The following is a 21,161-nucleotide window of genomic DNA, read 5'->3' as shown; positions in this document are numbered from 1 at the left end:
CGAAAGCAATACCAGATTTCTGTTCAAAAAAAACTATTTTAGGTCTCGGTTTCACGACATTTTTGTATATTAAGATGCAATATAAATGACAAACTTTCGGCGTAATGGATAATTTTTTAGCGGCTTGTATAAAGCAATTTCAATATTACAAATCATTGGGTGATAAAACATTTACACAACTAAGCACTGAACAACTCTTTTGGCACCCCAATGAATCGAGCAATAGCATTGCATTAATTGTAAAACATTTAAGTGGAAATATGCTTTCCCGCTGGACCGATTTTCTCAGCACAGATGGCGAAAAAGAAAATAGGAACCGGGATCAGGAATTTGAGAACAGCTGGACAGATCGCGATGAGCTTATTACCTATTGGAATGCTGGATGGGCTTGTCTATTTCGAGCAATTGAATCGCTCGGAGAAGAAGATCTCGCTAAAATCATCTATATCCGTAATCAAGGCCATACCGTCATGGAAGCGATCTTGCGGCAACTCGCACATTATCCTTACCACATCGGGCAGATTCTCTATATCGGAAAAATATGTTTGGATGATAAATGGTCCTCCCTATCGATACCTAAAGGTCATTCAGCTTCCTATAACAGCGAGAAATTTAGCCATGAAAAACAGCAACAACATTTCACCTCCGAGTTTCTAAAAGGGAACCAGGAGAATATGTAGTAAATAAGCTTTTACACTCCATTAGCACAGTAATTACTTGAATGAAAGCATTGGATTTCACCCTATTTTTAGCAAACTTTTGAGTATATTTGTCCTACATGCAACTATCCATTTTATTTGATTTCATGCGTAAATAAGTTGTTTTAAGACTATGAAAAATTCGATTAAGATCATCAACAATTACGAGTATAAAAAGTTATTTCTACCTGATGTTTCTGAGCATAATTTATTCAATGAGAATAAAATTCAAGTCTATCGAATTGAAAATTACTTACGCAGTATCCTGATGCCTGTCATCCCCTATCGTACAACGTTTAATTTTCTCATTTTTGTAACGAAAGGATCCTTAACCCAGCATCTCGAAAGCGCGTCTTATACCCTTACCGAAAATCAGGTCATCAACATCAAACAAGGTAATATCACGGCCACGCTGGCAATCTCTGATGATGTCGAAGGTTTTTTTGTGGTCTATGAAAATGAAATTGTAACGGATATCGAACTCGGTATAAACGATATCAAATTTTTCAATTCCCATCCTTTTACCACACTTAAAGCCCATGTAGCGCATTGGATCCAGCAAATGCTTATATTATTGGAAGAGGAGCTTTTTACAGAAGGCCGTGTCATGGAAGTTTGCATTTCAATGATGCAATGTATCCTATTGAAAGTGATAAAATCAGATATCGAGACAAAGGCTCCGATGAGCAGGCAATTGGATATCGCTTTTCGTTTTCGCGAATATGTACAAAAATTCCACATTGATCATAAAAACGTATTATTCTATGCTAACTTACTGCATATTTCAGAAAATTACCTCAATAAATGTGTGAAAGAAGCGACCAATAAACCACCGAAACAATGGATCAGCGAAATCAGTATCTTACATAGCCAGATTCTGCTGCAGGATGCTACGAGAGATATCGCAGGTATAGCCTTTGAGCTGAAATTTCAATCCCCCTCTTATTTTACTCGGCTATTTAAAAAAATCACTGGATATTCACCCAGTGACTATCGAAAACATAAGTTTATGGCCGGCTAATGCTTTTTACGATAAGGCAGATTCCAGATTAAATCTACGGCTAGATAATGAACGCCAAAATCCACCTTATCATAGCCTTTAATTAAGTCGTTCATATACCCCAGATCCAATCGCAAAGGTGTCTTAGGAATATCTGTCATGTAATAGAAGCCCAGACGGGTCTCTTTATAGCCAAAGCTGGACCAGGTACTAACAGGTTCGTAGAGCTTACTGATTGCAAAAAGCCCTTCTGCACTCAAAGCCAGTTCTTGCTTATTCTTAGCTGAAATTTTAAAATTTAGCTGCGACTTCAAGCGGGTCCTAAATTGAAAATTCTCTTCTGTTTTCTGAAAATCAGCTGTAAAGAACTTTCGAAACTCTTGCCTCAAGGTATTTTTCCATTTCAAACGATCATTCAGGGTAAATGTATACGCATATCGTCCATACAACCTAAATTCTTGCTCGACACCTTCATTATGGTAGGGTGCGGCCTCATCATAAATGTTTTGGCGACGATAGCTCAATGCATAGCTATATTGTTGATTTTTGGCAAATTTATGATAGACCTCATGGTTTAACACCCAAATGGCCTGCTTATGAAATGGATTTGAATCGTCGGGTGTACTTTTGGTACCCAGACCGATGTAGGTTAGTGCCTCTTTGGTTCCTGCACTATCCAGTTTACGGCGTAAGCCCAGAACGGACCAAGATGCGGTCCTTGCTTTTCCCAATCCCGGCGGACTAACTTGCCCGTAAACTGTATTTACATGAATTCCCAATAAGAGCATTATTGGGAATAGTTTTATTAAACGAAATTTAAACATACATAAAATTTTAGTTTACAAAAAGGACTAAGAAGTCCCTTCGGCTGATGAAAATTTATTCACCAACCACTTATCAATAAGTTTGACCGGTTGCATCGCCCACATTGCAACCACAAAAGGGAAAGTCAATGTCGTCCACCCGTTGTGAATCAAAAAGTGATCAAAATAGGTGGCGATAATTACAGCAATTAATACATATACGCCATCACGGACACGTGGACCGCTCAAGGCAATGCCAACCAACACGGCATTGAAACTAAAGATGCCATTATTGGTCATATCTGCAGATTCATGGCCATGGTGCGAAATGTAAACACTAATGATAACAGCAGCGAAACCGTAAAGTGCTCCCATGGGATTGCTCAGGAAAACCCCAATGAAAAAGATCAATCCAGCAATTAAACTACCCTGAAAAATAACCTGACCAAAGGCATGGCCTTCAATCAAGAAATCATCCATTTCCTGAATATCCACAAAGTGTTCGGGTACCGTACGTAAGGCCAATTCTGGAATACTCAACACATACAATGCGATCCAGGTAATTAAGATAAAAGGAAATGTAAATACGGGCAGGTTTTTCTTTAATGCAAAGCCCATCAAGATCGTTGTTAATGCAGACCCCAGGATCAAAGCTCCCCATACCCAAACATTGGTTTGGAAATAGAACACCAAAGCAATACCGTAAAGTGTAGCATTAAATCCGAAGAGTCCATCATTGATATGATCCTCATCAAATTTCATCAACTTGGCAGTCAAAACGCCAACTAAATTAGCAAGTATCCCTGCAAACCCCATCAGGGCCGAATCATAAATAATGGCACCGATAAATAAAATACCCGTCCAAATGTTACCCTGTAACATAATTTGCCCAAATCCTTTAAAAAATGCTTTCATAAAAGCTAGGATGTTATTTTTCATTGGAATATAATTAATTGTTTATCATTTGTTCACAAAAGCTCTTAAAGCTTTCCCTAATAACCACGGTAATTTCATCGCCGCGGTTACATCTAACCCATGAGCGAGTTTGTCCCATCAATTCAAAAACAGAACATCCCACATCGCTTGCTGCATTTCTTTAAAAAGAAGATAAAGCTGTTCGGCGCCATGTCCCAACACACGAACCATAAAACCGTCATGCTCCAATTCACTAATACCAAATGCGACGTTTTTGGTTTCACCATATTTTTCATGGAAAGCCTCGATCCATTCGCCAGGATTCACACCGGCACTATTAAGGTAGATCAAAGTTCCCTGGTGCGTGTACCCCTCCAAAATACCTAATCCCTGAATTGGCATCCGATCTGGCTGCAGCAACACATTGTCTTTCACAACAAGTCTCCCGTTCACATAACACTCTGTTAGATTCTGAAAATGATTGTACATAAACTCTTCACCAGACATCTTCCGACCACAAGTCACGATTTCACTCAGCAATAAGTGACAATTTGAGGCAAGATGTACAATGTTATGGCTCAAAAAATGCGACGAATGTTGTGGTACTACAGGATGGGGGACATAAGAAAAAACAGCATTTTCACCAATATTCACTTCCATCGTTTGGGACGAATGACCTTTCATGTGAAACAAACGCTGGTAAGCTTGCGTTTGTAACTGCAATTTAGCCCCCGGAGTAATATCAACTTGAATACGATGGTCATCTCCATCCAACAGACCAGGTGATGAACTCATGATCATTAAATATGCAGCATTGTCTTTTTGATACTGTCCAACAGGAACAATACGAAACGGTTGTGTCGCGTATGCATCTTTCATAAAGGATTTCCCCTCACGATGTGCTATTTTGATAGCTAAAGAACAAATCATAATTAACGTAGTAAATTAGGCTCCTCAATATCCTGAAGGAGTGCGTATTTTTTAATCCAGCCTACAATCTCTTCCAAACCATCGCCGGTTTTTAGGTTGGAGAACAAGAATGGAGAGCCTTTACGCATTTTACGTGCATCATGCTCCATTACTTCTAAGCTTGCGCCTACATAGGGTGCCAAATCTTTCTTATTGATCAATAAAAGATCAGATCTTGTAATTGCTGGACCACCTTTACGTGGCATTTTTTCACCTTCGGCAACATCGATTACGAAAATGGTAATATCGGCGAGATCCGGGCTATAGGTAGAAGTTAGGTTATCACCACCACTTTCGATCAATATCAATTCCAAATCCGGAAAGCGGCTTGCCAGTTCATCCACAGCTTCCAGATTCATACTTGCATCTTCACGTATTGCTGTATGCGGGCAACCGCCGGTTTCTACACCGATAATCCGTTCACGGGGCAGTAAACTATTTTTGGCCATATACTCCGCATCTTCCTTTGTATAGATATCATTCGTAATTACTGCAAGATCAATTTCATTCATCAAACGTCGGCTCAATCTTTCCAATAATGCTGTTTTACCTGACCCTACTGGGCCACCAACCCCTATTTTAACATATTTTCTATTTTCCATGGTAATTGTTTTTTAAGAAATATAAACTCTAGAATATAATCGTTCGTGTTGCATGCAACGGATGTCAAATCCAATGTTGCATAAGCCCACTAAATTCCGTTCAACTGTTAAGGTCTCTTTGCAGAGATCAAGTATATCATCATGTAAACCAAAAAGTATATCTTGGCCATCCAATTGCCCTAATGGCACCAGTTTAACGGCATTGGTCACCATCGTAATAGCGGCATTATAATAAAAGCCGTGTAACGCTTCTTCCAAAGGAATTTCTAAAAGTGACGCCAACATGCCATACATCAAACAGTAATGACTATCGACTTCCTTCTTTTGGATTAATTCACCCCAGGACAGCACAAAATCCTGTTGCTGATACCGACTGAATATTTTATAAATACGGACGCCCAGTTTTTTACTGGCATCGCGAATTTCTCTTGGACTTTTTAATGCTGTACATTCTTGATCTAGGGCGATCAATGCATCCATGTCCTGCGAAGAAGTTGCTTCATAGGCCAATTTCATCAAAGCAGCATCATTGTACTTCAGATTATACCAGAGGTTATGGCGCACATAATTGTCCGCCGTGGCCTTATCACAGACCAGGCCCTGTTGCACATAGGTTTCCAGTCCATTGGAATGGGTAAACCCACCAATGGGTAATGTAGGATCTGCTAGATGAAGTAACTTGCCTAGAAATGTATTTTTCATTGACATTATTTTTTATTGTAAGTATAAATCTTTAAGGACCAATCAGCCCCTTGCGTAATCTTCTCTATCATTGGGCATTCAAGCTGACCAGGTTTTTCCTTTGATCCCTATTATTTCCATTAAGGCATCAATGAGCTCGCTAAGCTCGGTTATTGGACAGAGGATCTTCAATCTCCGTTCATAGCTGCTCGCTCTTGCGAATTCATGACGGCTTTATCGCTGATTAAGAGCGGTATATTCTTCGTCGAAAACTTCATCTTCTGATGATGTTTTGGGTCGACATTTGCATTGAGCTGACGTAAAAGTTGGCGCTCGCAACGTTGCGGGTCAAACCCCTGTTTCGCTAACCACTCGTACATTGACCTTTCATAAGGCATAAGCAATTCATTTGCCTCCACAAATAGAGGCAAATGTTTGTTTCCAATTTCACTGGCTACAAAAGCAGTTCGCAGGAAATCAATTGCCATGATACGGATGACTTCACAAGGTTTGATCGTTACCACAACTATTTTTTCTTCATCTTCGTACAAGATATCACCATCCTGCAAACTGGAGGTATTACCCAACAATTTAACGGCAATATCCATTCCCTCCGCTGTACGTAAACGTTGAATCCGCTTGGTCGACTCATACCATTCAATGGCGAGCGAATCAAGACGCTTATTGATCTGCTCCCCCTGAATATTCCTTGTGATTTCCGTGATTATCATTTTTTAATTTTTAATAAATAGATTTTTAGATAAGCCTAACCCTACTGTAGATCCATTGATTCCAGTAATAACTTCATGATCATTGGGAATAGCAGCATCTTTACTATTTTTCTTTTTATAAGACAATTCTGCCACTTTAGCTTTTAATGCCCAACCTTTTCCCAAGGCGATACCCACAAGCGGGTACACTCTGAATAGATAGCCATTGTATTTACCATCGACCATAGTACCACCGGTCGCGACATGTTGATCACCCCACAAATAATGCACATCAACCTGGCCAATTAGCATGAAATGCTCACTTAGGGGCCAGGTATTACTATAGAAAGGTCCTATTTCATGCGAATGATCTGTGAAATCCAGTGCTTTATCCTTAGCAGAATTGAATCCATAGTTTAGCCCCGCATTCATGTTGTCGGTGAAAAAATAGGCGGCACCCACCGGAGCGGCACTAAATTGATGCCCAGCTGTTGTTTCGTGGTAATTCAGTGAGCCATAAACCATGATCCCCCCCTTTTGCGCATAGGCCGATTGTATCGTAAAGCACGCTATTGCTATACAACAGCCTAAAAATGTCTTCAAATTTTTCATTAGCGTAAATCGTATTTTAGCAGTAATGAAGCATCATGAGCGGTCATTATTCCCTCTCTTTATGCGCTTTCGATAAGCCCATGATGATTTCATCAACATATTGTTTTTCATAGTTTATGGCGTGATATCAGATCACGCCATAAAAAAGTAGTATAGGGTTAAAACAAGAAGTAACGTTGTCCCAACGAAACGGTATCAACAGGTTTTGACCGCAAGATCTCACCGTCAAGACTTACTTCATAATTTTCTGGATTGACAATAATTTCAGGTGTAGCATCGTTGAGGACCATATCTTTTTTGGAGATATTTCGACAGTTTTCCACAGGTAACAACGAGCGTTCCAAACGATACTCATCCTTAATGCCTTTTTCAAATGCCACTTTAGAGACAAAGTTAAAGCAGGTACGGTGCACAGCCTTGCCTAATCCGGCAAACATCGTTCTAAGGATAATAGGCTGCGGTGTAGGAATAGAAGCGTTAGCATCCCCCATTTTAGCCGCGATGATCATTCCTCCTTTCACAATAATTTCTGGTTTTGCACCGAATAGATCTGGACGCCAGATCACCATATCTGCAATTTTACCGGGCTCAATTGAACCGACGTATTTCGAAATACCGTGGGCAATTGCTGGGTTGATGGTATATTTCGCTACATAGCGACGTGCACGGAAATTATCGTTTTGCTTACCTTCATCTTCAGGCAACGGACCTACCTGTTTCTTCATCTTGTCTGCGGTCTGCCAAGTACGTGTGATGACCTCACCTACGCGACCCATTGCCTGCGAATCCGAGCTCATGATACTAAATACACCGCGATCTTGTAGTACATCCTCAGCGGCAATCGTTTCGGGACGGATACGAGAATCAGCAAAAGCGACGTCTTCAGGAATTTCTTTACTCAAGTGGTGACAAACCATCAGCATATCCAAGTGCTCATCAATGGTATTTTTAGTGAATGGGCGTGTTGGATTTGTCGATGCTGGTAAAACGTTTGGATACATCGCAGATTTGATGATATCCGGAGCATGGCCACCACCAGCACCTTCCGTGTGGAATGTGTGGATGACACGTCCGTTAATTGCTTGAATGGTATCTTCCAAGAAGCCCGCTTCATTCAGTGTATCCGTGTGGATGGCCACCTGCACATCGTATTTATCTGCAACTGTAAGTGCACGATCTATTGTTGCCGGAGTCGCTCCCCAATCCTCGTGAATTTTTACCCCCAAAGCTCCCGCTTCGATTTGCTCTACAATTGGTTGCTCGGTACCCACATTACCTTTTCCAAAGAAACCAAAGTTCATTGGAAGGTCTTCTACCGCTTGTAACATACGGCGTATATTCCATTTACCTGGAGTTACCGTAGTTGCATTTGTTCCATCTGCAGGGCCAGTTCCACCACCTATCATCGTCGTTACACCACTATACAAAGCGGTCTCGATCTGTGTAGGGCTGATATAATGAATGTGTGTATCGATACCTCCCGGTGTAACAATATATCCAGCACCCCCATGTACCTCGGTAGAGGCACCAATAATCATATTTGGCGTAATATTGTCCATGGTATCGGGATTCCCTGCACGTCCTACACCGACAATCTTACCATCTTTGATACCGATATCACCTTTTACTATTCCCCAATGGTCAATCACAATGGCACCGGTGATAACCAGGTCCAATGTTCCCTCATCACGTTTTTGAATAGAAGACTGACACATACCATCACGTACCGTTTTACCACCGCCAAATTTCGCTTCATCACCATAATGAGCATAGTCTTTCTCTACTTCAATAATGATATCGGTGTCTCCTAAACGAACTTTATCTCCTGTTGTAGGGCCAAAAATGGCGCTATAATTGATTTTATTAACTTTCAAACTCATGATACTTTATTTTTAAAGCCTTGTTCTTTTACTTTTTTCATTGCATTTGCTTTCGCAACCTCAGTTTCGGTATTACCGTTCACCAAATCATTGTGTCCATAGATATTTCGGCCACCTGCATACGGTACCAGCTCAATCTCTTTTGTCTCACCGGGCTCAAACCGTACTGCTGTGCTGGCAATAATGTTCAAACGTTTACCAAAAGCCTTTTCACGATCAAATTCCATCATTTTATTCACTTCGAAAAAGTGAAAATGTGAGCCTACCTGAATTGGTCTGTCACCCGTATTGGTAACTTCGATTTTAGTAACTTCTCTACTTTCATTACAGATGACGTGGCCATCTCCAATAAAAAATTCTCCTGGGATCATAGATTATATTTTTAACAATTAGCGAATCGGGTTATGAACAGTAACCAGTTTTGTACCATCTGGAAATGTAGCTTCAATCTGTACATCATGAATCATTTCAGGCACGCCTTCCATGACATCTTCACGTGTCAACAACGTTGCACCATATTGCATTAAATCCGCAACAGTACGTCCGTCACGGGCAGCTTCCAAAAGTTCACTACTGATCAATGCAATAGACTCCGGATAGTTTAATTTAAGTCCTCTAGCTTTACGTTTTTTCGCTAGTTCGCCGGCAAGATGAAGCAATAGCTTCTCTGTCTCTCTAGGTAATAAATGCATATAAATATTATTTAAATTGTTGTTATTCGAATGAAAACAAGTCACGGTGAGTACAGGTCACGACAAGGACATACGACTTTAAAAAATCGTTCAAAATCGTGATGAATAGGACAGATTATACCCCTACGCAGCGCAAGGTCTGTCGCTTCTCAACCGTTGTAAGAAATGGAAATTTTTACCCCAGAAACGGGATCTTTAAACTTTGGAAAAGAATATATTTTGGCGGCAGGATCAATCGATCCATATAAGGCCTTCTGTTATTCTGAATTTTGAGACGTACAGGATAGCAGAATACAAAAAGACAAATTGAAAGCACTCCCCAATAGAGCAGCTTGCTCCATTCATCTTTGAGGTCCATCTGTTCGGTGATATCATAGACATCACGATCTTTAACCGCAGCGACCAAATTTTCCCGCTCGGAATTTTCCGAACCTTTTTCTACTTGAGCATGGAAAGCCGCCAGACTTATCCGGAAAACGGGTAAACTTTGGACAGTAGAATGCGTCGGTATAGCTATTCCTTTCATGAGCAGGGTGCTCAAAAGGAAAACTAAAAAAACCATACTATACCGCATTCTTGTGTTCACAATTCTATTATTTGTTGTTCAAATTTACAACCAAAGCGGGCTACTTGACTAGCACAAATCTTGAATTAAATAGTCCAAATTTGTTGAAAAAGCCCGCTTTGGAGATTTTAGATCAATATTTCAAACTTAAAAAGAGTAACCAACTGATACCATGATATTTCTCGGCGCACCAGCAAAAGCTCTCGTGTAGTCAAAACCACCTAAAAAGTAATATTTATCGAATACATTGTTCAGGTTTACGGCCATTTTCATCGCACCAATGTGGTAATAGGCCGCTGCATTAACAGTTGTATACGATGGCCATTGTCCCCAGAGTGCATTTCCATCGCTGTCCTTTCCGATGCTGTTGTCCATCCGCTTACGGTCTACATAATAAACACCGGCACCAAAACCTAAGCCTTTTAAGGCACTATTTGAAAACACATATTTTAACCAGGCACTCGCCATATTTTTGGGTGCTCCCGGCAGGGACTGTCCTATTTCAGAAGGAACCGAAGATGATTTCACCTCCGTATCATTATAGGTATAATTGGCCATAACCTGGAACTCCCGTGTCAACTGCCCACGCACATCGAGTTCAACACCCTGCGATAGCGCTTTGCCAGATTGTCTATACTCCGGCAGCCCTGAATCATTGATAGCCCCTGTGGCAATGAGCATATTCCGTCGTTCAATCCGGAATAAGGAGAGATCAACTTGCAATTGTTCCTTGAAGAAACCCGTCTTCACCCCGGTTTCCACCTGGAAACTCCGCTCGGCATCAAAGGGTTTATCGGCACCATAATCTTTATAGTTCTGAATAAAATTGGCACCTACAGGTACAAAGCCCTGTGAATAACTTGCAAAATAGTTAATCTGTTTATTAATTCCATAGGTTACACCAAAACGAGGTAATAAGGCATTTTGTGTGGCATGAAAACGATTTTGTCCATCAAGTGTTTCCGAAGAATAGTGTTCATGACGTAGCCCTAGAATAAGTTTCAATCGGTCGTCAATGCTGATTTGATCCTGTATATATTTACCCGTGGTTTTATATGGGCTCAAAAAAGGATAAGCGACTCCCGTACGCCAGACATAATTCGTCAGATCATGAGTCGTATAAGTGGGATTGTTCAAATCAAAAGTCAAAGGAACAACTTTACCATCTATAGTTTGCTGCCTAGCCTCCCGCAATTGGTTTTCTTTGTCGCCCCGATATTGGGCAAAATCAATCCCGGCAACCAAATGATGATCAACTCTATCGCCCAAAAGATCCCACTTGACGTAACCGACAACATTATCGGTATAATCACGCCCATGGCGGTCAAAAAAGCGCATATTCATAATGGTATTATGTGGAGCATCAGCAAACGTGTTCATTGTCCGGTGTTCATTGACATCTTCCTGATAGATGGATTTCATGTAGCTCAGATTCAAACTAACATGTTCTGCCAGACGCTGAGACAAACGAGCGCTTAATGAAAAAGTCTTGGAATTATAAAAATCAGAAGGTTGGCTCAACGTAAATGATCTTGGCAAAGCATAAAAGTTATTTTCTTTAATCCCCATTCCCCGATCAAGATAACCGTTGAACTGATTATAGACCATATCAATATCGACCACCGTGCCTTCAGCCGGTTTGAAGGTGAAGGAAGGAGCAATCATCATTCGTTTCTGACGATTTACGTCACGAAAAGTCTTGGTATCTTCATAACCCGCATTAAAACGATATAAAATACGCTTGGCACTATCCAATGGTCCACCGAGATCCACAGTAGTTCGCATTGTTTCAAAACTACCGCCGGCAAAATTCACATGCCCTTTAAAATCTTCCAGAGGCTTCTTTGTTGTCATATTAATTGTGCCGCCGGGTACGATATCACCGAACAGTGAAGCCCCAGGCCCTTTCAAAACCTCGATATTTTCGAGATTGATCGTTAATGGTGAATTATAATAACTATTGCCATAACCATATCCCGAGCGTAAACCATTGACAAGCCGTACCCCCGTTTCGTAGCCGCTTTTGAAACCCCGGATGACAACATCATCATAGGAAGATGCTTCTGTCACACCAGCTAGGTCCTGCACCAGCGCTCCAGTAGTAAAAGCCTGTTTATCTTCGATAAATTCCTTACTGAGTACAGCGACAGATTGCGGTAGATCCTTTAATTTTCCTGCAAATTTACCCCCCAGCTCCATATTATTTGTCAGATATGAATTGTTGCGTCTACCCGTAACCAATACTTCATCCAAGGTATTATCACCGGCTACCATAAGCAATCGAACGCCTTTTTTTGCATTCCAGTTGGCCGTGTTCAAATCCAGCAATACAGGCTTATACCCGATTGCAGCTGCACGTAACTGTACAGGAAAAGAAGTTATTCCGGTAAAACTAAATTCGCCCTGAGCATTAGAACTTGTCTGTTGTTGTCGATCTGCCAGGGTTAATGTGACCCCTGAGATGGGATTACCGTTTTCGTCCTGAATTTTTCCAAATAATGCTACACCTTGTTGTGCATATACCGCTCCCGGTACGGAAGCACTTGTCAATAAAGCGAAAGCGAGCGCTTTCATCACATTGTTTTTCATTCAAATAAATTATATATTCTTTTGGCTGATCTATTTTTAGACCTAAGCCATACGATCAACGAATAATTCCATGTGTATGGTTGGAAAATTCGATTCATTGCAAAAGTCTTTCAATTGAAATCCCTGTTTTCCCCAAAACTCATAGGCTCCAGTCAGGAATGGGTGGGTATGTAAATAAAGCCGTTCAATACTTTTCTCTTTAGCTACAGCGACCAAACCCTTGAATAGGGCCGTTCCTAAACCTGACCTACGATAAATCGGGTCTACAAAAAGACGGGCTACTTCCACCGTTTTCCTTCTATCAATATCCAAATGCGGGAAACGGTAGTCATAAGCAGACATACCAACGACGCCAATCAGTTTACCCTGCTGATCTTTTGCCTGCAGGAATGCACCAGCTTCAGCCTCAAGATACACGGCTGAAAATGCCAGTAGATCTTTGGGAAGTTTATGTGCATCCAACATCGGGAACAACTGTTTTCGAAATTCAATGACATAAGGTAGTACGACATCAATATCCTTCGCTTCAACACGAGATATGCTGATATTTTTCAAATGGGGTTGCGTGGGAAAACATCGTTTGCTTACCAGTTGATTATTAATCAATATATTGCCGTTGTCTTTGATGGTATTCATATCGTTATAGCTATTTTTAAAATATTTGCACAGTAAACTGAGCATCTCAGGTACAAACCATGATTTTTCCTAAAGGCACCTATTTAGGCAGCTTCGTCATGGCGTATTCATTTCAATTTTGGTTTCGGCGTTATGCGCTGAACTCCCAATGGTGTCAAATGCCCTATCCGCGCCCAGCATCGGAACAAACATCCATTTCTTTTGATTTTCCAAACTGATCAAAGGGAGTTGATAGGTCTGTTCCAATAATTCCCGAACTTGCTCCTGCTCCAGACCGTGCAGATCCACAAGCCTATTGTCCTTCATCAGATAAAACTGATCCCCAAAAAGGTACGCCATGTTGGGGTCGTGCATCACACATAACACGGTTGTCCCCTCTTTGACCAGCTCCTTGGCTGCCTGCAGAACCGCAATCTGATAGTTCAGATCCAAATGATTGGTGGGTTCATCAAGCAATAATAAATCAGGCTGTTGTACCAACACGCGACAAAGTAATACCAATTGTCGCTCTCCTCCAGACAAAGAGGTATAGGGTTTGTTCTTTAAATGTGTGAGGTTAAATCGATCCAAGATCTGTTCAACGGCCTCAAAGTCTTCCTTACTTGGTGAAAAACGAGAAAATGAGGTTCGTCCCGTCAGAATAACATCAACAACGCTAAAAGGAAATGTGGTCTGATGGAACTGGTTGAGAAAACCCAATTTCAATGCATTGGCCCGACCAACCTTCCAATCGCGCCGTTCCGTTTCACCGATAAAAACTGATCCATTATATTTTTTTTCCAGCCCGGCAATGATATTGAACAGAGTCGATTTACCACTTCCATTTCGACCAAGAATAACAGAAAGCTTTCCTTCCGGAAATGACATGTTTACATCATTTAAAATGATTTCCTTACCATAGGCAAAAGAAAGTTTTTTGATATGAATCGAATTACTCATGAATTCCAGTTGATTTCGTTACGGCGCATCAGATAAATAAACAAGGGAGCACCAATAATCATTGTAAAAACACCGATTGGAATTTCAAATGGCATAACAGCCCTCGAAAAATCATCGATAAGTAGCAGGAAAGTTCCCCCGATACTGATATTTGCCCACACAATAATATTGTTATTGGGTCCAAAGATCATGCGGCTGATATGTGGTACAATTAATCCAAATAAACTAATTACGCCTACAGCTGCCACGGCAGAGGCTGTAATTAGTGTTGCTACAGCAATGAAGACCAATTTCAATATTTTCGGATTAACGCCAACAGCAATGGCTTCTTGATCACCAAGTGCGAGAAGATTCAGCTTCCAGCGCAAAAGGATCAGGATCCCCAATCCTATTGTGATCGGCAGGAACGCTTGCTGTACTTTCGACCATGATGCCGTATGTAGGTTACCCATTGTCCATTGCACAATCGCTTGTAATTTATAAGGATCACTCATGTATTGTAACAGGGTTAACATTGCTGTAAATACACCGGAAATAACCATTCCAGCTAATACCATCCCAACAATGGAGCTTTTTAAGCCCGCATTTGAAACAAAATAGGTCAAACCTACAGCACATACACCGAACAGAAATGCCGATAGATTGACGGACAATAAAGGGAACAACATGGCCAAGGCAGCCCCAAAAGCAGATCCCGAAGAAATACCTAGCGTAAAGGGATCAACGATTGGATTCCTAAAAATGGCCTGTAAAATTCCGCCGGAAGAAGCTAATGCTGCTCCGACCATAAAGGTCAACAGAATCCGTGGTAAACGTACCTGCCACAATATGGTATCCATGTTATCTTTCAATACAGCATTATGGTCGCCGATATAAATCCCCACTTCCAATCCGATGCGCTGACAGAGCTCGACAAAACCAATGTTCTGACTCGATCCTACAAGTAAGGAAAGCATTAAAACCAACGATGGTAAAACAACTAGCAGAAATAGCTTTTTTAATTGATGTATCATGGAAGTAGTCCTGCTTTACCGTATAGTTTTTCAAAAGCTATGGTCATATCCTGATCAAGCTGCTGTTTCGTATAATCCGAAAAACACCAATGCCTAATCTGTTTGGCAAAAAGCATAAATTTGACGGTATGTGGATCGAATGGGAAGGACGGTGACATCACAAATACCTGTTTATTTTTCACTGCAGGTAATGCCGCGAGTTCCTTCAGATTATATACGTCTGCCAATTTAGAATTCCAAAGAATAATGAGGTCCGGATTCCATTTATAAATCGTTTCTGCGCCGACATTTGGGGCTTCCATTTCCAACGGGCAGGCATTCGCTGCGCCCGAAAGCCGGATTGCCATATCAATCAAACTACCACGACCGGATGTCGAAAGTACTCTACCTTTAGACCAGGCATAATAAACCTTCTTCTGTATTTGATCTTTGGGAGCAGTCATTTTTTTGATCTCCGCCGAAACAAATTGAACAATTTCTTCCGCTCGCGCTTGCTTTCCGAGTAATGCTCCCATCCCTATCAGTTCATTAAAAATACTTTTTTCATCCTGGGAAGAAAAAGTAAACACGGGAATTCCAAGATCTTCTAATTGAGAAATATTATCCTGATCGGTATTGAACGTCAAAACAAGATCAGGGTTCAAGCCCACTATGCTTTCTACATTATTTGCCTGGCCTGCGAAAGTAGGCGTTGCCAGTTCTTTTTTTGCAATTCTTTGATCCAATTTGGATAAAAACTTATAGGTATCTTCGAGCTGATAAACCTGCTCAGGGATACCGACAAGACTATTTTCAGCCCCCAACATATACACTTCATCAACAAGCGAAGGGAATAGTACAACCACACGCTTTGCCACATGCGCCAACACAACTTCCTTTCCTCTGCTATCGACTGCTTTCACTTGACTGTTGAGCGTGCCGGATTGCCGATTTTGGCAGGCACTCCATATACCACAGCATACCAAAAGCAATACAACTATAATTCGATTCACTTTCATTTAATTATCTTTTCGAACTTGTTCACCCAAACTGATATGCCCGTCTATTCTCTTTAAATCTGGATTCTTCTTATTTTTAGCCTGCAAACGAATCAAATCTTCGGATAACAGCAAGGCTTCCTCCAACTGAATCGACGTTCCATATTTTGCTAGAACCTGTTCATAAAGCCGTCCATCGTAAGGAAGACGAAGCGATTCCGCATCTGTTACATTGAATATCGGCAGATGTCTGTTTCCGATGAAATAACCGAAATCTGCAAGCTGAACCAAATCCGTTGGATTAAATCTTATCGTCAACGAAGGCTTGACAACCAAGATCGCTTGCAGCGTTTCCTGATGAAATAAACCATCACCATGGTGCCATTCCGCTCCTTGTTCCAATTGCATAAGGATTGCTTTTCCGTTTATTGTATTGCGCGTCAGGCGTCTTTTATGGACTTCATACCACTCAAGATGCACTTGATCGACCTCACTAAGGGCAAACTCCTTGTTTGCGACAATTTTATCTATTGGTATGGGCAGCTTATTCATTTTTGTAAACTTATCTTCATCACAGATTAACAGCACTTTTTGGCTTTGTTTTCAGTGCTATTTCCTTCCTCAGAAAACAGCACTATTGCGACAACATTGAACAGGATAACAATAAAACATGGATCATTATTATCCTATTCATTTTATCTGTTGTTCATTATTTTACTTCAAGCGCTTTATATTGATCTTTTTTTGTCTGAACTTTTTCTTTCAACCAATCACACCAAGTATCAAGGCCGTCACCATTTAATGTACTGATGGTAATAACTTCCAGATTGGGATTTACCTCGCGCGCATCTTTCGTTACCGCATCTACGGAGAAAGGTACATATGGTAATAAATCCGCTTTGGAAACCAACATCAATTCGCTTGTTAAAAACATGCGTGGGTATTTTTTTGGTTTATCATCCCCTTCAGTTGTCGCCAATAAGGTTACGCGGTAATCTTCACCCAAATCAAATGCGGATGGACACAACAAGTTCCCGACGTTCTCGATAAACAACAGATCTATTCCTTCAATATCGATATGATCCAGGGCTTGTAAGATCATTTGTGCCTCAATATGACACATTCCTCCAGTGACAATCTGCAAGGCATTGATGCCCACATCGCGCATACGTACCGCATCGCGTTCAGTTTCCGGATCGCCCACTAAAACAGCAATATTCAAATCCTTCGACAAACGTTTACCGGTTTCTTGCATCAAGGTTGTTTTGCCCGAACCCGGGGAAGAGCATACATTGATCACACAGACATCTTTCAGTCTATCGCGGATGGCTTTTGCAACGAAATCATTTGCTTTTAATAAATGTAGTGTTGTATTTTCACATTGAACCGAACCTACACGGTTACCTAAACTTTTAGGATTTGGAGTATTGTCTGACATGATAAACGATTTTTAGTCTTGTTTAAAAATTACTTTTGATATATAGAGTTCATTTCCCTGAACGATTGTACTGGAGGGTTGTCCGCATTCACAGACAAATCGATGAAAATGAACAGGGAAATTTTTCTGGCAATGTTCACAATATGCAATAATGTCGTTTACAACAACTTCCATCTCCATATCTTGGTACTGGATGTTTTCAGCAATAAAAGCATCAAATGCATTTTGGATCAACACAGGCTGGACATTGGATAACAATCCTGCTGTAACCTGAATTTTTTGAATATCATCTACCCTAACCTCGTAATGCGAGGTCAACGTATCAAAAATATCCTTTACTATACTTAGCTCGTGCATTGGTATATTTTAAGAAATAAATAAATTTAGAAAAGAAATGGCAGCTTTCTTTGCCTGTCTAATGTGAAGAAAAGCTTACGCTTTAGCATGGAATTTTGATTTGCTCAAACAGCAAAAATCGAGCGATGGGAATAGGCTCTAGATCTAGGGTATGTTCATACCGATAGTCTTTCTGCAATGGGGATGGCAGTAGTTCGTGCCAAAGCAAATCAACAGTAACCAACCAACGCTCCATTAACCAATCTTGTGTCCCTTCCACGTCCATTTCCGCAACAATGGATTGAAGCGATGGGTAGAGTGAACAAAAGTGGCTATGATCTTTTGGAAAATGGGTTATGCGTGAATCGCCCGCGTGTTCTGAAGGACTTTTTGAAGATAAATAAGAGGATTTAAAACTATCACTTTTCAGTACAAGACTGTTTGCATTTAAAATTTTAAATGATAATAACAGTGCTGCAAACAGAAAAATAAAGTGCTTCCACATAGCTTTAACCTAACAAAGTTGCAAAGATTCCTTTGAAACCAATACAAAGTTACTACCGATCAAAGAAGAAAAAGTAGCACAAATCTTGAATTTTATTTCACAAAATAGGAAACACCCAAAGAAAATTCCATAATTCTATATATATTAAATTAAAATTTGGTTAAAGTGAGATTAAAATGATATTAGAGGCAAAAATTGGGTATTTTTTATCGCAGCTAAATACAAGATATTTCTCATCTAGCAAAATCATAAAAAGCCAGCCTCGTTGTGAGACTGGCTTCTTGAAAGGCTTAATTTTTATTCATTAGCGATGCAAATCGAAGCGATCTAACTCCATCACTTTATTCCATGCCTTCACAAAATCTTGTACAAATTTTTCGTTTGCATCGGCACTGCCATATATTTCGGCAACGGCTCTTAATTCAGCATTAGAACCAAAAACAAGGTCTGCTCTTCCGGCTTCCCATTTTTTAATACCAGTTTTACGATCTGATCCTTCAAAAACTTCCCGATCCGGAGAGATTGCTTTCCACGACGTTCCCATATCCAATAGATTAACAAAAAAGTCATTGGTCAGTTGGCCAGGTCGGTCAGTCATTACACCTAGTTGAGAACCATCAAAATTGGCTTGAAGAACACGCATCCCGCCAATAAGGACAGTCAATTCAGGAACAGATAAAGTCAGTAGCTGCGCCCTATCAATCAATAACGATTCCGTAGACACGGTATAAGCGCCTTTGCGATAGTTTCTAAATCCATCCGCAATTGGCTCAAGATAACCCATTGATTCTACATCAGTCTGTTCCTGTGTCGCATCCATACGGCCAGGATGAAACGGTACTTTGATATCATGCCCAGCAGCACGAGCTGCCTGCTCTATCGCGGCAACACCGCCCAAAACAATTAAATCCGCCAATGAGATTTTCTTTCCGCCCTGTTGTTTTCCATTAAAATCCTGCTGAATTTGCTCCAGCGCGGTAAGAACTTTTTGCAGTTGCGCCGGATTATTGACTTGCCAATACCGCTGCGGAGCCAGACGTATTCTAGCACCATTTGCACCACCTCTCATATCCGAGCCACGGAAAGTAGACGCTGACGCCCAAGCTGTCGTTACGAGTTCGGCAGTGCTAAGTCCCGCGTTCAATAGGGCGGATTTCAATATACTAATGTCATCCGCATCGACCAAAACATGATCGACAGCCGGAATAGGATCTTGCCACAATAATTCCTCAGCAGGAACTTCGGACCCCAAATAACGCTCTCTTGGCCCCAAATCACGGTGTGTTAATTTAAACCAGGCGCGAGAAAATGCGTCAGCAAATGCATCTTGATCTTCGTAAAATTTACGCGCGATCTTTTCATAGATTGGATCAAACCGCAACGATAAATCGGTCGTCAGCATCGTTGGCCTGCGCTTTTTATTGGGATCAAAAGGATCTGGAACATTCGAATCTGCTCCTTTGGCGACCCATTGGTGTGCTCCCGCAGGGCTTTTTGTCAATTCCCATTCATGCTCAAACAGATTCTTAAAAAAGAGGTTGGTCCATTCCGTTGGTTTCTGAGTCCAGATAACCTCCAATCCGCTAGTAATCGCATCTGCGCCTACTCCACTGCCGTAAGTACTTTTCCAACCTAACCCTTGTTGTTCTATACCGGCAGCTTCAGGCTCTTTTCCGACATTGTCGGCAGGTCCGGCTCCGTGTGTTTTTCCAAAAGTATGCCCACCTGCAATCAAAGCGACAGTTTCCTCATCATTCATAGCCATCCGACCAAAAGTATCGCGTATATCTTTTGCAGCGGCGATAGGATCAGGATTTCCATCCGGTCCTTCTGGATTAACATAAATTAACCCCATCTGTACCGCGGCCAACGGTTTTTCAAGATTGCGGGAGTGTTGCTTACCATCTGCATTATCATCGGCAGACAAAACACCATGTGCTTCAACTACGCCTTCTGAACCATGTGCATAACGAATATCACCGCCTAACCATGTTGTCTCAGATCCCCAATATACGTCCAATTCTGGTTCAAAAGCATCCACCCGACCACCGGAATAACCAAAAGTTTTGAACCCCATAGACTCCAAGGCGACATTACCGGTTAAGATCAATAAATCTGCCCAGGAGATATTTTTACCATATTTTTGTTTGATAGGCCACAACAGGCGACGCGCTTTATCTAAACTCACATTATCAGGCCAGCTATTCAAGGGTGCAAAACGTTGCTGACCAGACCCAGCTCCGCCCCGACCATCACTTACCCGATAGGTGCCCGCACTATGCCAAGCCATCCGGATGAATAACGGTCCATAATGACCAAAATCTGCCGGCCACCAATCCTGTGAATCGGTCATCAATGCATGCAAATCTTTTTTTACGGCTTCTAAATCCAATTGTTTAAATGCTTCTGCATAATCAAAGCCTTCGTCCATCGGATTTGACTTGCTCGCATGTTGTCTCAACAGATCTACGCGAAGTCTATTTGGCCACCAATCCTGATTCTGAGTTCCCCCACCCGCAACGGCGTTGCGCATCGTACCATTGTGAAATGGGCATTTGCTAATGTCTTTTTCGTTGTTGTCCATATGAAAAGAAAGTTTAG

The 21,161-nt window shown here is 41.2% G+C and carries 22 protein-coding genes and 1 pseudogene; 2 read left to right on the top strand and 21 right to left on the bottom strand.

The features are described from left to right. Positions 1-104 precede the first annotated feature (104 nt). A complete protein-coding gene (locus OK025_RS16465; RefSeq protein ID WP_317665413.1) occupies positions 105-680 on the top strand; it encodes a DUF1572 family protein in 576 nt (191 codons plus the stop codon). Positions 681-831: 151 nt separating this feature from the next. Continuing rightward, positions 832-1,719, top strand: a complete 888-nt coding sequence (locus OK025_RS16460; RefSeq protein WP_317665411.1) for a helix-turn-helix domain-containing protein — start codon at positions 832-834, stop codon at positions 1,717-1,719. On the opposite strand, the gene OK025_RS16455 is transcribed toward OK025_RS16460, so the two are convergent. The 21 genes and pseudogenes from OK025_RS16455 to katG form a co-directional block, all read right to left on the bottom strand. Further along, entirely contained in the window at positions 1,716-2,522 is an 807-nt protein-coding gene (locus OK025_RS16455; protein WP_317665409.1) for a DUF2490 domain-containing protein, read from the bottom strand. The genes OK025_RS16460 and OK025_RS16455 overlap by 4 nt on opposite strands. A gap of 27 nt (positions 2,523-2,549) precedes the next feature. Next, the gene (locus OK025_RS16450; protein WP_317665407.1) at positions 2,550-3,440 is read right to left on the bottom strand and encodes an urea transporter; all 891 of its coding nucleotides are present in this window, start codon (positions 3,438-3,440) and stop codon (positions 2,550-2,552) included. Positions 3,441-3,554: 114 nt separating this feature from the next. After that, positions 3,555-4,346 (bottom strand): urease accessory protein UreD, encoded by a 792-nt coding sequence (locus OK025_RS16445; protein ID WP_317665405.1) that lies wholly within the window; start codon positions 4,344-4,346, stop codon positions 3,555-3,557. Between the two features lie 2 nt (positions 4,347-4,348). Then, positions 4,349-4,987, bottom strand: coding sequence for an urease accessory protein UreG (ureG, locus tag OK025_RS16440; RefSeq protein ID WP_046675418.1), 639 nt, complete (start codon positions 4,985-4,987; stop codon positions 4,349-4,351). A 12-nt stretch (positions 4,988-4,999) separates the two neighbouring features. Continuing rightward, complete coding sequence (locus OK025_RS16435) at positions 5,000-5,689, bottom strand: urease accessory protein UreF (RefSeq protein WP_317665401.1); 690 nt, start codon at positions 5,687-5,689, stop codon at positions 5,000-5,002. Positions 5,690-5,856: 167 nt separating this feature from the next. After that, on the bottom strand, positions 5,857-6,399 hold the full coding sequence (locus OK025_RS16430; protein ID WP_317665399.1) for an urease accessory protein UreE: 543 nt from the start codon (positions 6,397-6,399) through the stop codon (positions 5,857-5,859). Between the two features lie 3 nt (positions 6,400-6,402). Then, positions 6,403-6,990, bottom strand: coding sequence for a hypothetical protein (locus OK025_RS16425; protein WP_317665397.1), 588 nt, complete (start codon positions 6,988-6,990; stop codon positions 6,403-6,405). A gap of 158 nt (positions 6,991-7,148) precedes the next feature. Then, positions 7,149-8,870, bottom strand: a complete 1,722-nt coding sequence (ureC, locus tag OK025_RS16420) for an urease subunit alpha (RefSeq protein WP_317665395.1) — start codon at positions 8,868-8,870, stop codon at positions 7,149-7,151. A 65-nt stretch (positions 8,871-8,935) separates the two neighbouring features. Continuing rightward, positions 8,936-9,241 (bottom strand): annotated as a pseudogene (gene ureB, locus OK025_RS16415) (urease subunit beta); the annotation flags it as partial. A gap of 18 nt (positions 9,242-9,259) precedes the next feature. Continuing rightward, a complete protein-coding gene (ureA, locus tag OK025_RS16410; RefSeq protein WP_075993440.1) occupies positions 9,260-9,562 on the bottom strand; it encodes an urease subunit gamma in 303 nt (100 codons plus the stop codon). Positions 9,563-9,737: 175 nt separating this feature from the next. Then, a complete protein-coding gene (locus tag OK025_RS16405; protein ID WP_317665389.1) occupies positions 9,738-10,088 on the bottom strand; it encodes a hypothetical protein in 351 nt (116 codons plus the stop codon). A 186-nt stretch (positions 10,089-10,274) separates the two neighbouring features. Next, entirely contained in the window at positions 10,275-12,716 is a 2,442-nt protein-coding gene (locus OK025_RS16400; RefSeq protein WP_317665387.1) for a TonB-dependent receptor, read from the bottom strand. A gap of 42 nt (positions 12,717-12,758) precedes the next feature. Then, positions 12,759-13,352 carry a GNAT family N-acetyltransferase gene (locus OK025_RS16395; protein WP_317665385.1) on the bottom strand — a complete coding sequence of 198 codons (594 nt, stop codon included), beginning with the start codon at positions 13,350-13,352 and terminating at the stop codon, positions 12,759-12,761. Between the two features lie 96 nt (positions 13,353-13,448). Beyond that, a complete protein-coding gene (locus tag OK025_RS16390) occupies positions 13,449-14,291 on the bottom strand; it encodes an ABC transporter ATP-binding protein (RefSeq protein WP_317665383.1) in 843 nt (280 codons plus the stop codon). Beyond that, positions 14,288-15,304 (bottom strand): iron ABC transporter permease, encoded by a 1,017-nt coding sequence (locus tag OK025_RS16385; RefSeq protein WP_317665381.1) that lies wholly within the window; start codon positions 15,302-15,304, stop codon positions 14,288-14,290. The genes OK025_RS16390 and OK025_RS16385 overlap by 4 nt, the downstream gene beginning before the upstream one ends. After that, positions 15,301-16,302 (bottom strand): ABC transporter substrate-binding protein, encoded by a 1,002-nt coding sequence (locus OK025_RS16380; RefSeq protein ID WP_317665379.1) that lies wholly within the window; start codon positions 16,300-16,302, stop codon positions 15,301-15,303. The genes OK025_RS16385 and OK025_RS16380 overlap by 4 nt, the downstream gene beginning before the upstream one ends. Next, the gene (locus OK025_RS16375) at positions 16,303-16,869 is read right to left on the bottom strand and encodes a hypothetical protein (RefSeq protein ID WP_317665377.1); all 567 of its coding nucleotides are present in this window, start codon (positions 16,867-16,869) and stop codon (positions 16,303-16,305) included. 121 nt (positions 16,870-16,990) lie between these two features. Then, positions 16,991-17,719: a hydrogenase nickel incorporation protein HypB gene (gene hypB, locus OK025_RS16370; protein WP_317665375.1), complete on the bottom strand. Its 729-nt coding sequence runs from the start codon at positions 17,717-17,719 to the stop codon at positions 16,991-16,993. Between the two features lie 12 nt (positions 17,720-17,731). Beyond that, positions 17,732-18,076: a hydrogenase maturation nickel metallochaperone HypA gene (locus OK025_RS16365; RefSeq protein ID WP_317665373.1), complete on the bottom strand. Its 345-nt coding sequence runs from the start codon at positions 18,074-18,076 to the stop codon at positions 17,732-17,734. 82 nt (positions 18,077-18,158) lie between these two features. Further along, positions 18,159-18,560 carry a hypothetical protein gene (locus tag OK025_RS16360; protein WP_317665371.1) on the bottom strand — a complete coding sequence of 134 codons (402 nt, stop codon included), beginning with the start codon at positions 18,558-18,560 and terminating at the stop codon, positions 18,159-18,161. A 304-nt stretch (positions 18,561-18,864) separates the two neighbouring features. Further along, the gene (katG, locus tag OK025_RS16355) at positions 18,865-21,144 is read right to left on the bottom strand and encodes a catalase/peroxidase HPI (RefSeq protein WP_317665369.1); all 2,280 of its coding nucleotides are present in this window, start codon (positions 21,142-21,144) and stop codon (positions 18,865-18,867) included. Positions 21,145-21,161 lie beyond the last annotated feature (17 nt).

This window comes from Sphingobacterium sp. UGAL515B_05, from assembly GCF_033097525.1.
GTDB lineage: Bacteria > Bacteroidota > Bacteroidia > Sphingobacteriales > Sphingobacteriaceae > Sphingobacterium.
The sequence above is the reverse complement of the archived record's forward strand: the minus strand, read 5'-3'. Positions and strand labels throughout refer to the sequence as shown.

Bases quoted from the DNA above. Each gene is read 5' to 3' on its own strand.
- OK025_RS16465 (WP_317665413.1), top strand. From the start codon at position 105: ATGGATAATTTTTTAGCGGCTTGTATAAAGCAATTTCAATATTACAAA.
- OK025_RS16460 (WP_317665411.1), top strand. From the start codon at position 832: ATGAAAAATTCGATTAAGATCATCAACAATTACGAGTATAAAAAGTTA.
- OK025_RS16455 (WP_317665409.1), bottom strand. From the start codon at position 2,522: ATGTTTAAATTTCGTTTAATAAAACTATTCCCAATAATGCTCTTATTG.
- OK025_RS16450 (WP_317665407.1), bottom strand. From the start codon at position 3,440: ATGAAAAATAACATCCTAGCTTTTATGAAAGCATTTTTTAAAGGATTT.
- OK025_RS16445 (WP_317665405.1), bottom strand. From the start codon at position 4,346: ATGATTTGTTCTTTAGCTATCAAAATAGCACATCGTGAGGGGAAATCC.
- ureG (WP_046675418.1), bottom strand. From the start codon at position 4,987: ATGGAAAATAGAAAATATGTTAAAATAGGGGTTGGTGGCCCAGTAGGG.
- OK025_RS16435 (WP_317665401.1), bottom strand. From the start codon at position 5,689: ATGAAAAATACATTTCTAGGCAAGTTACTTCATCTAGCAGATCCTACA.
- OK025_RS16430 (WP_317665399.1), bottom strand. From the start codon at position 6,399: ATGATAATCACGGAAATCACAAGGAATATTCAGGGGGAGCAGATCAAT.
- OK025_RS16425 (WP_317665397.1), bottom strand. From the start codon at position 6,990: ATGAAAAATTTGAAGACATTTTTAGGCTGTTGTATAGCAATAGCGTGC.
- ureC (WP_317665395.1), bottom strand. From the start codon at position 8,870: ATGAGTTTGAAAGTTAATAAAATCAATTATAGCGCCATTTTTGGCCCT.
- ureA (WP_075993440.1), bottom strand. From the start codon at position 9,562: ATGCATTTATTACCTAGAGAGACAGAGAAGCTATTGCTTCATCTTGCC.
- OK025_RS16405 (WP_317665389.1), bottom strand. From the start codon at position 10,088: ATGAAAGGAATAGCTATACCGACGCATTCTACTGTCCAAAGTTTACCC.
- OK025_RS16400 (WP_317665387.1), bottom strand. From the start codon at position 12,716: ATGAAAAACAATGTGATGAAAGCGCTCGCTTTCGCTTTATTGACAAGT.
- OK025_RS16395 (WP_317665385.1), bottom strand. From the start codon at position 13,352: ATGAATACCATCAAAGACAACGGCAATATATTGATTAATAATCAACTG.
- OK025_RS16390 (WP_317665383.1), bottom strand. From the start codon at position 14,291: ATGAGTAATTCGATTCATATCAAAAAACTTTCTTTTGCCTATGGTAAG.
- OK025_RS16385 (WP_317665381.1), bottom strand. From the start codon at position 15,304: ATGATACATCAATTAAAAAAGCTATTTCTGCTAGTTGTTTTACCATCG.
- OK025_RS16380 (WP_317665379.1), bottom strand. From the start codon at position 16,302: ATGAAAGTGAATCGAATTATAGTTGTATTGCTTTTGGTATGCTGTGGT.
- hypB (WP_317665375.1), bottom strand. From the start codon at position 17,719: ATGTCAGACAATACTCCAAATCCTAAAAGTTTAGGTAACCGTGTAGGT.
- OK025_RS16365 (WP_317665373.1), bottom strand. From the start codon at position 18,076: ATGCACGAGCTAAGTATAGTAAAGGATATTTTTGATACGTTGACCTCG.
- OK025_RS16360 (WP_317665371.1), bottom strand. From the start codon at position 18,560: ATGTGGAAGCACTTTATTTTTCTGTTTGCAGCACTGTTATTATCATTT.
- katG (WP_317665369.1), bottom strand. From the start codon at position 21,144: ATGGACAACAACGAAAAAGACATTAGCAAATGCCCATTTCACAATGGT.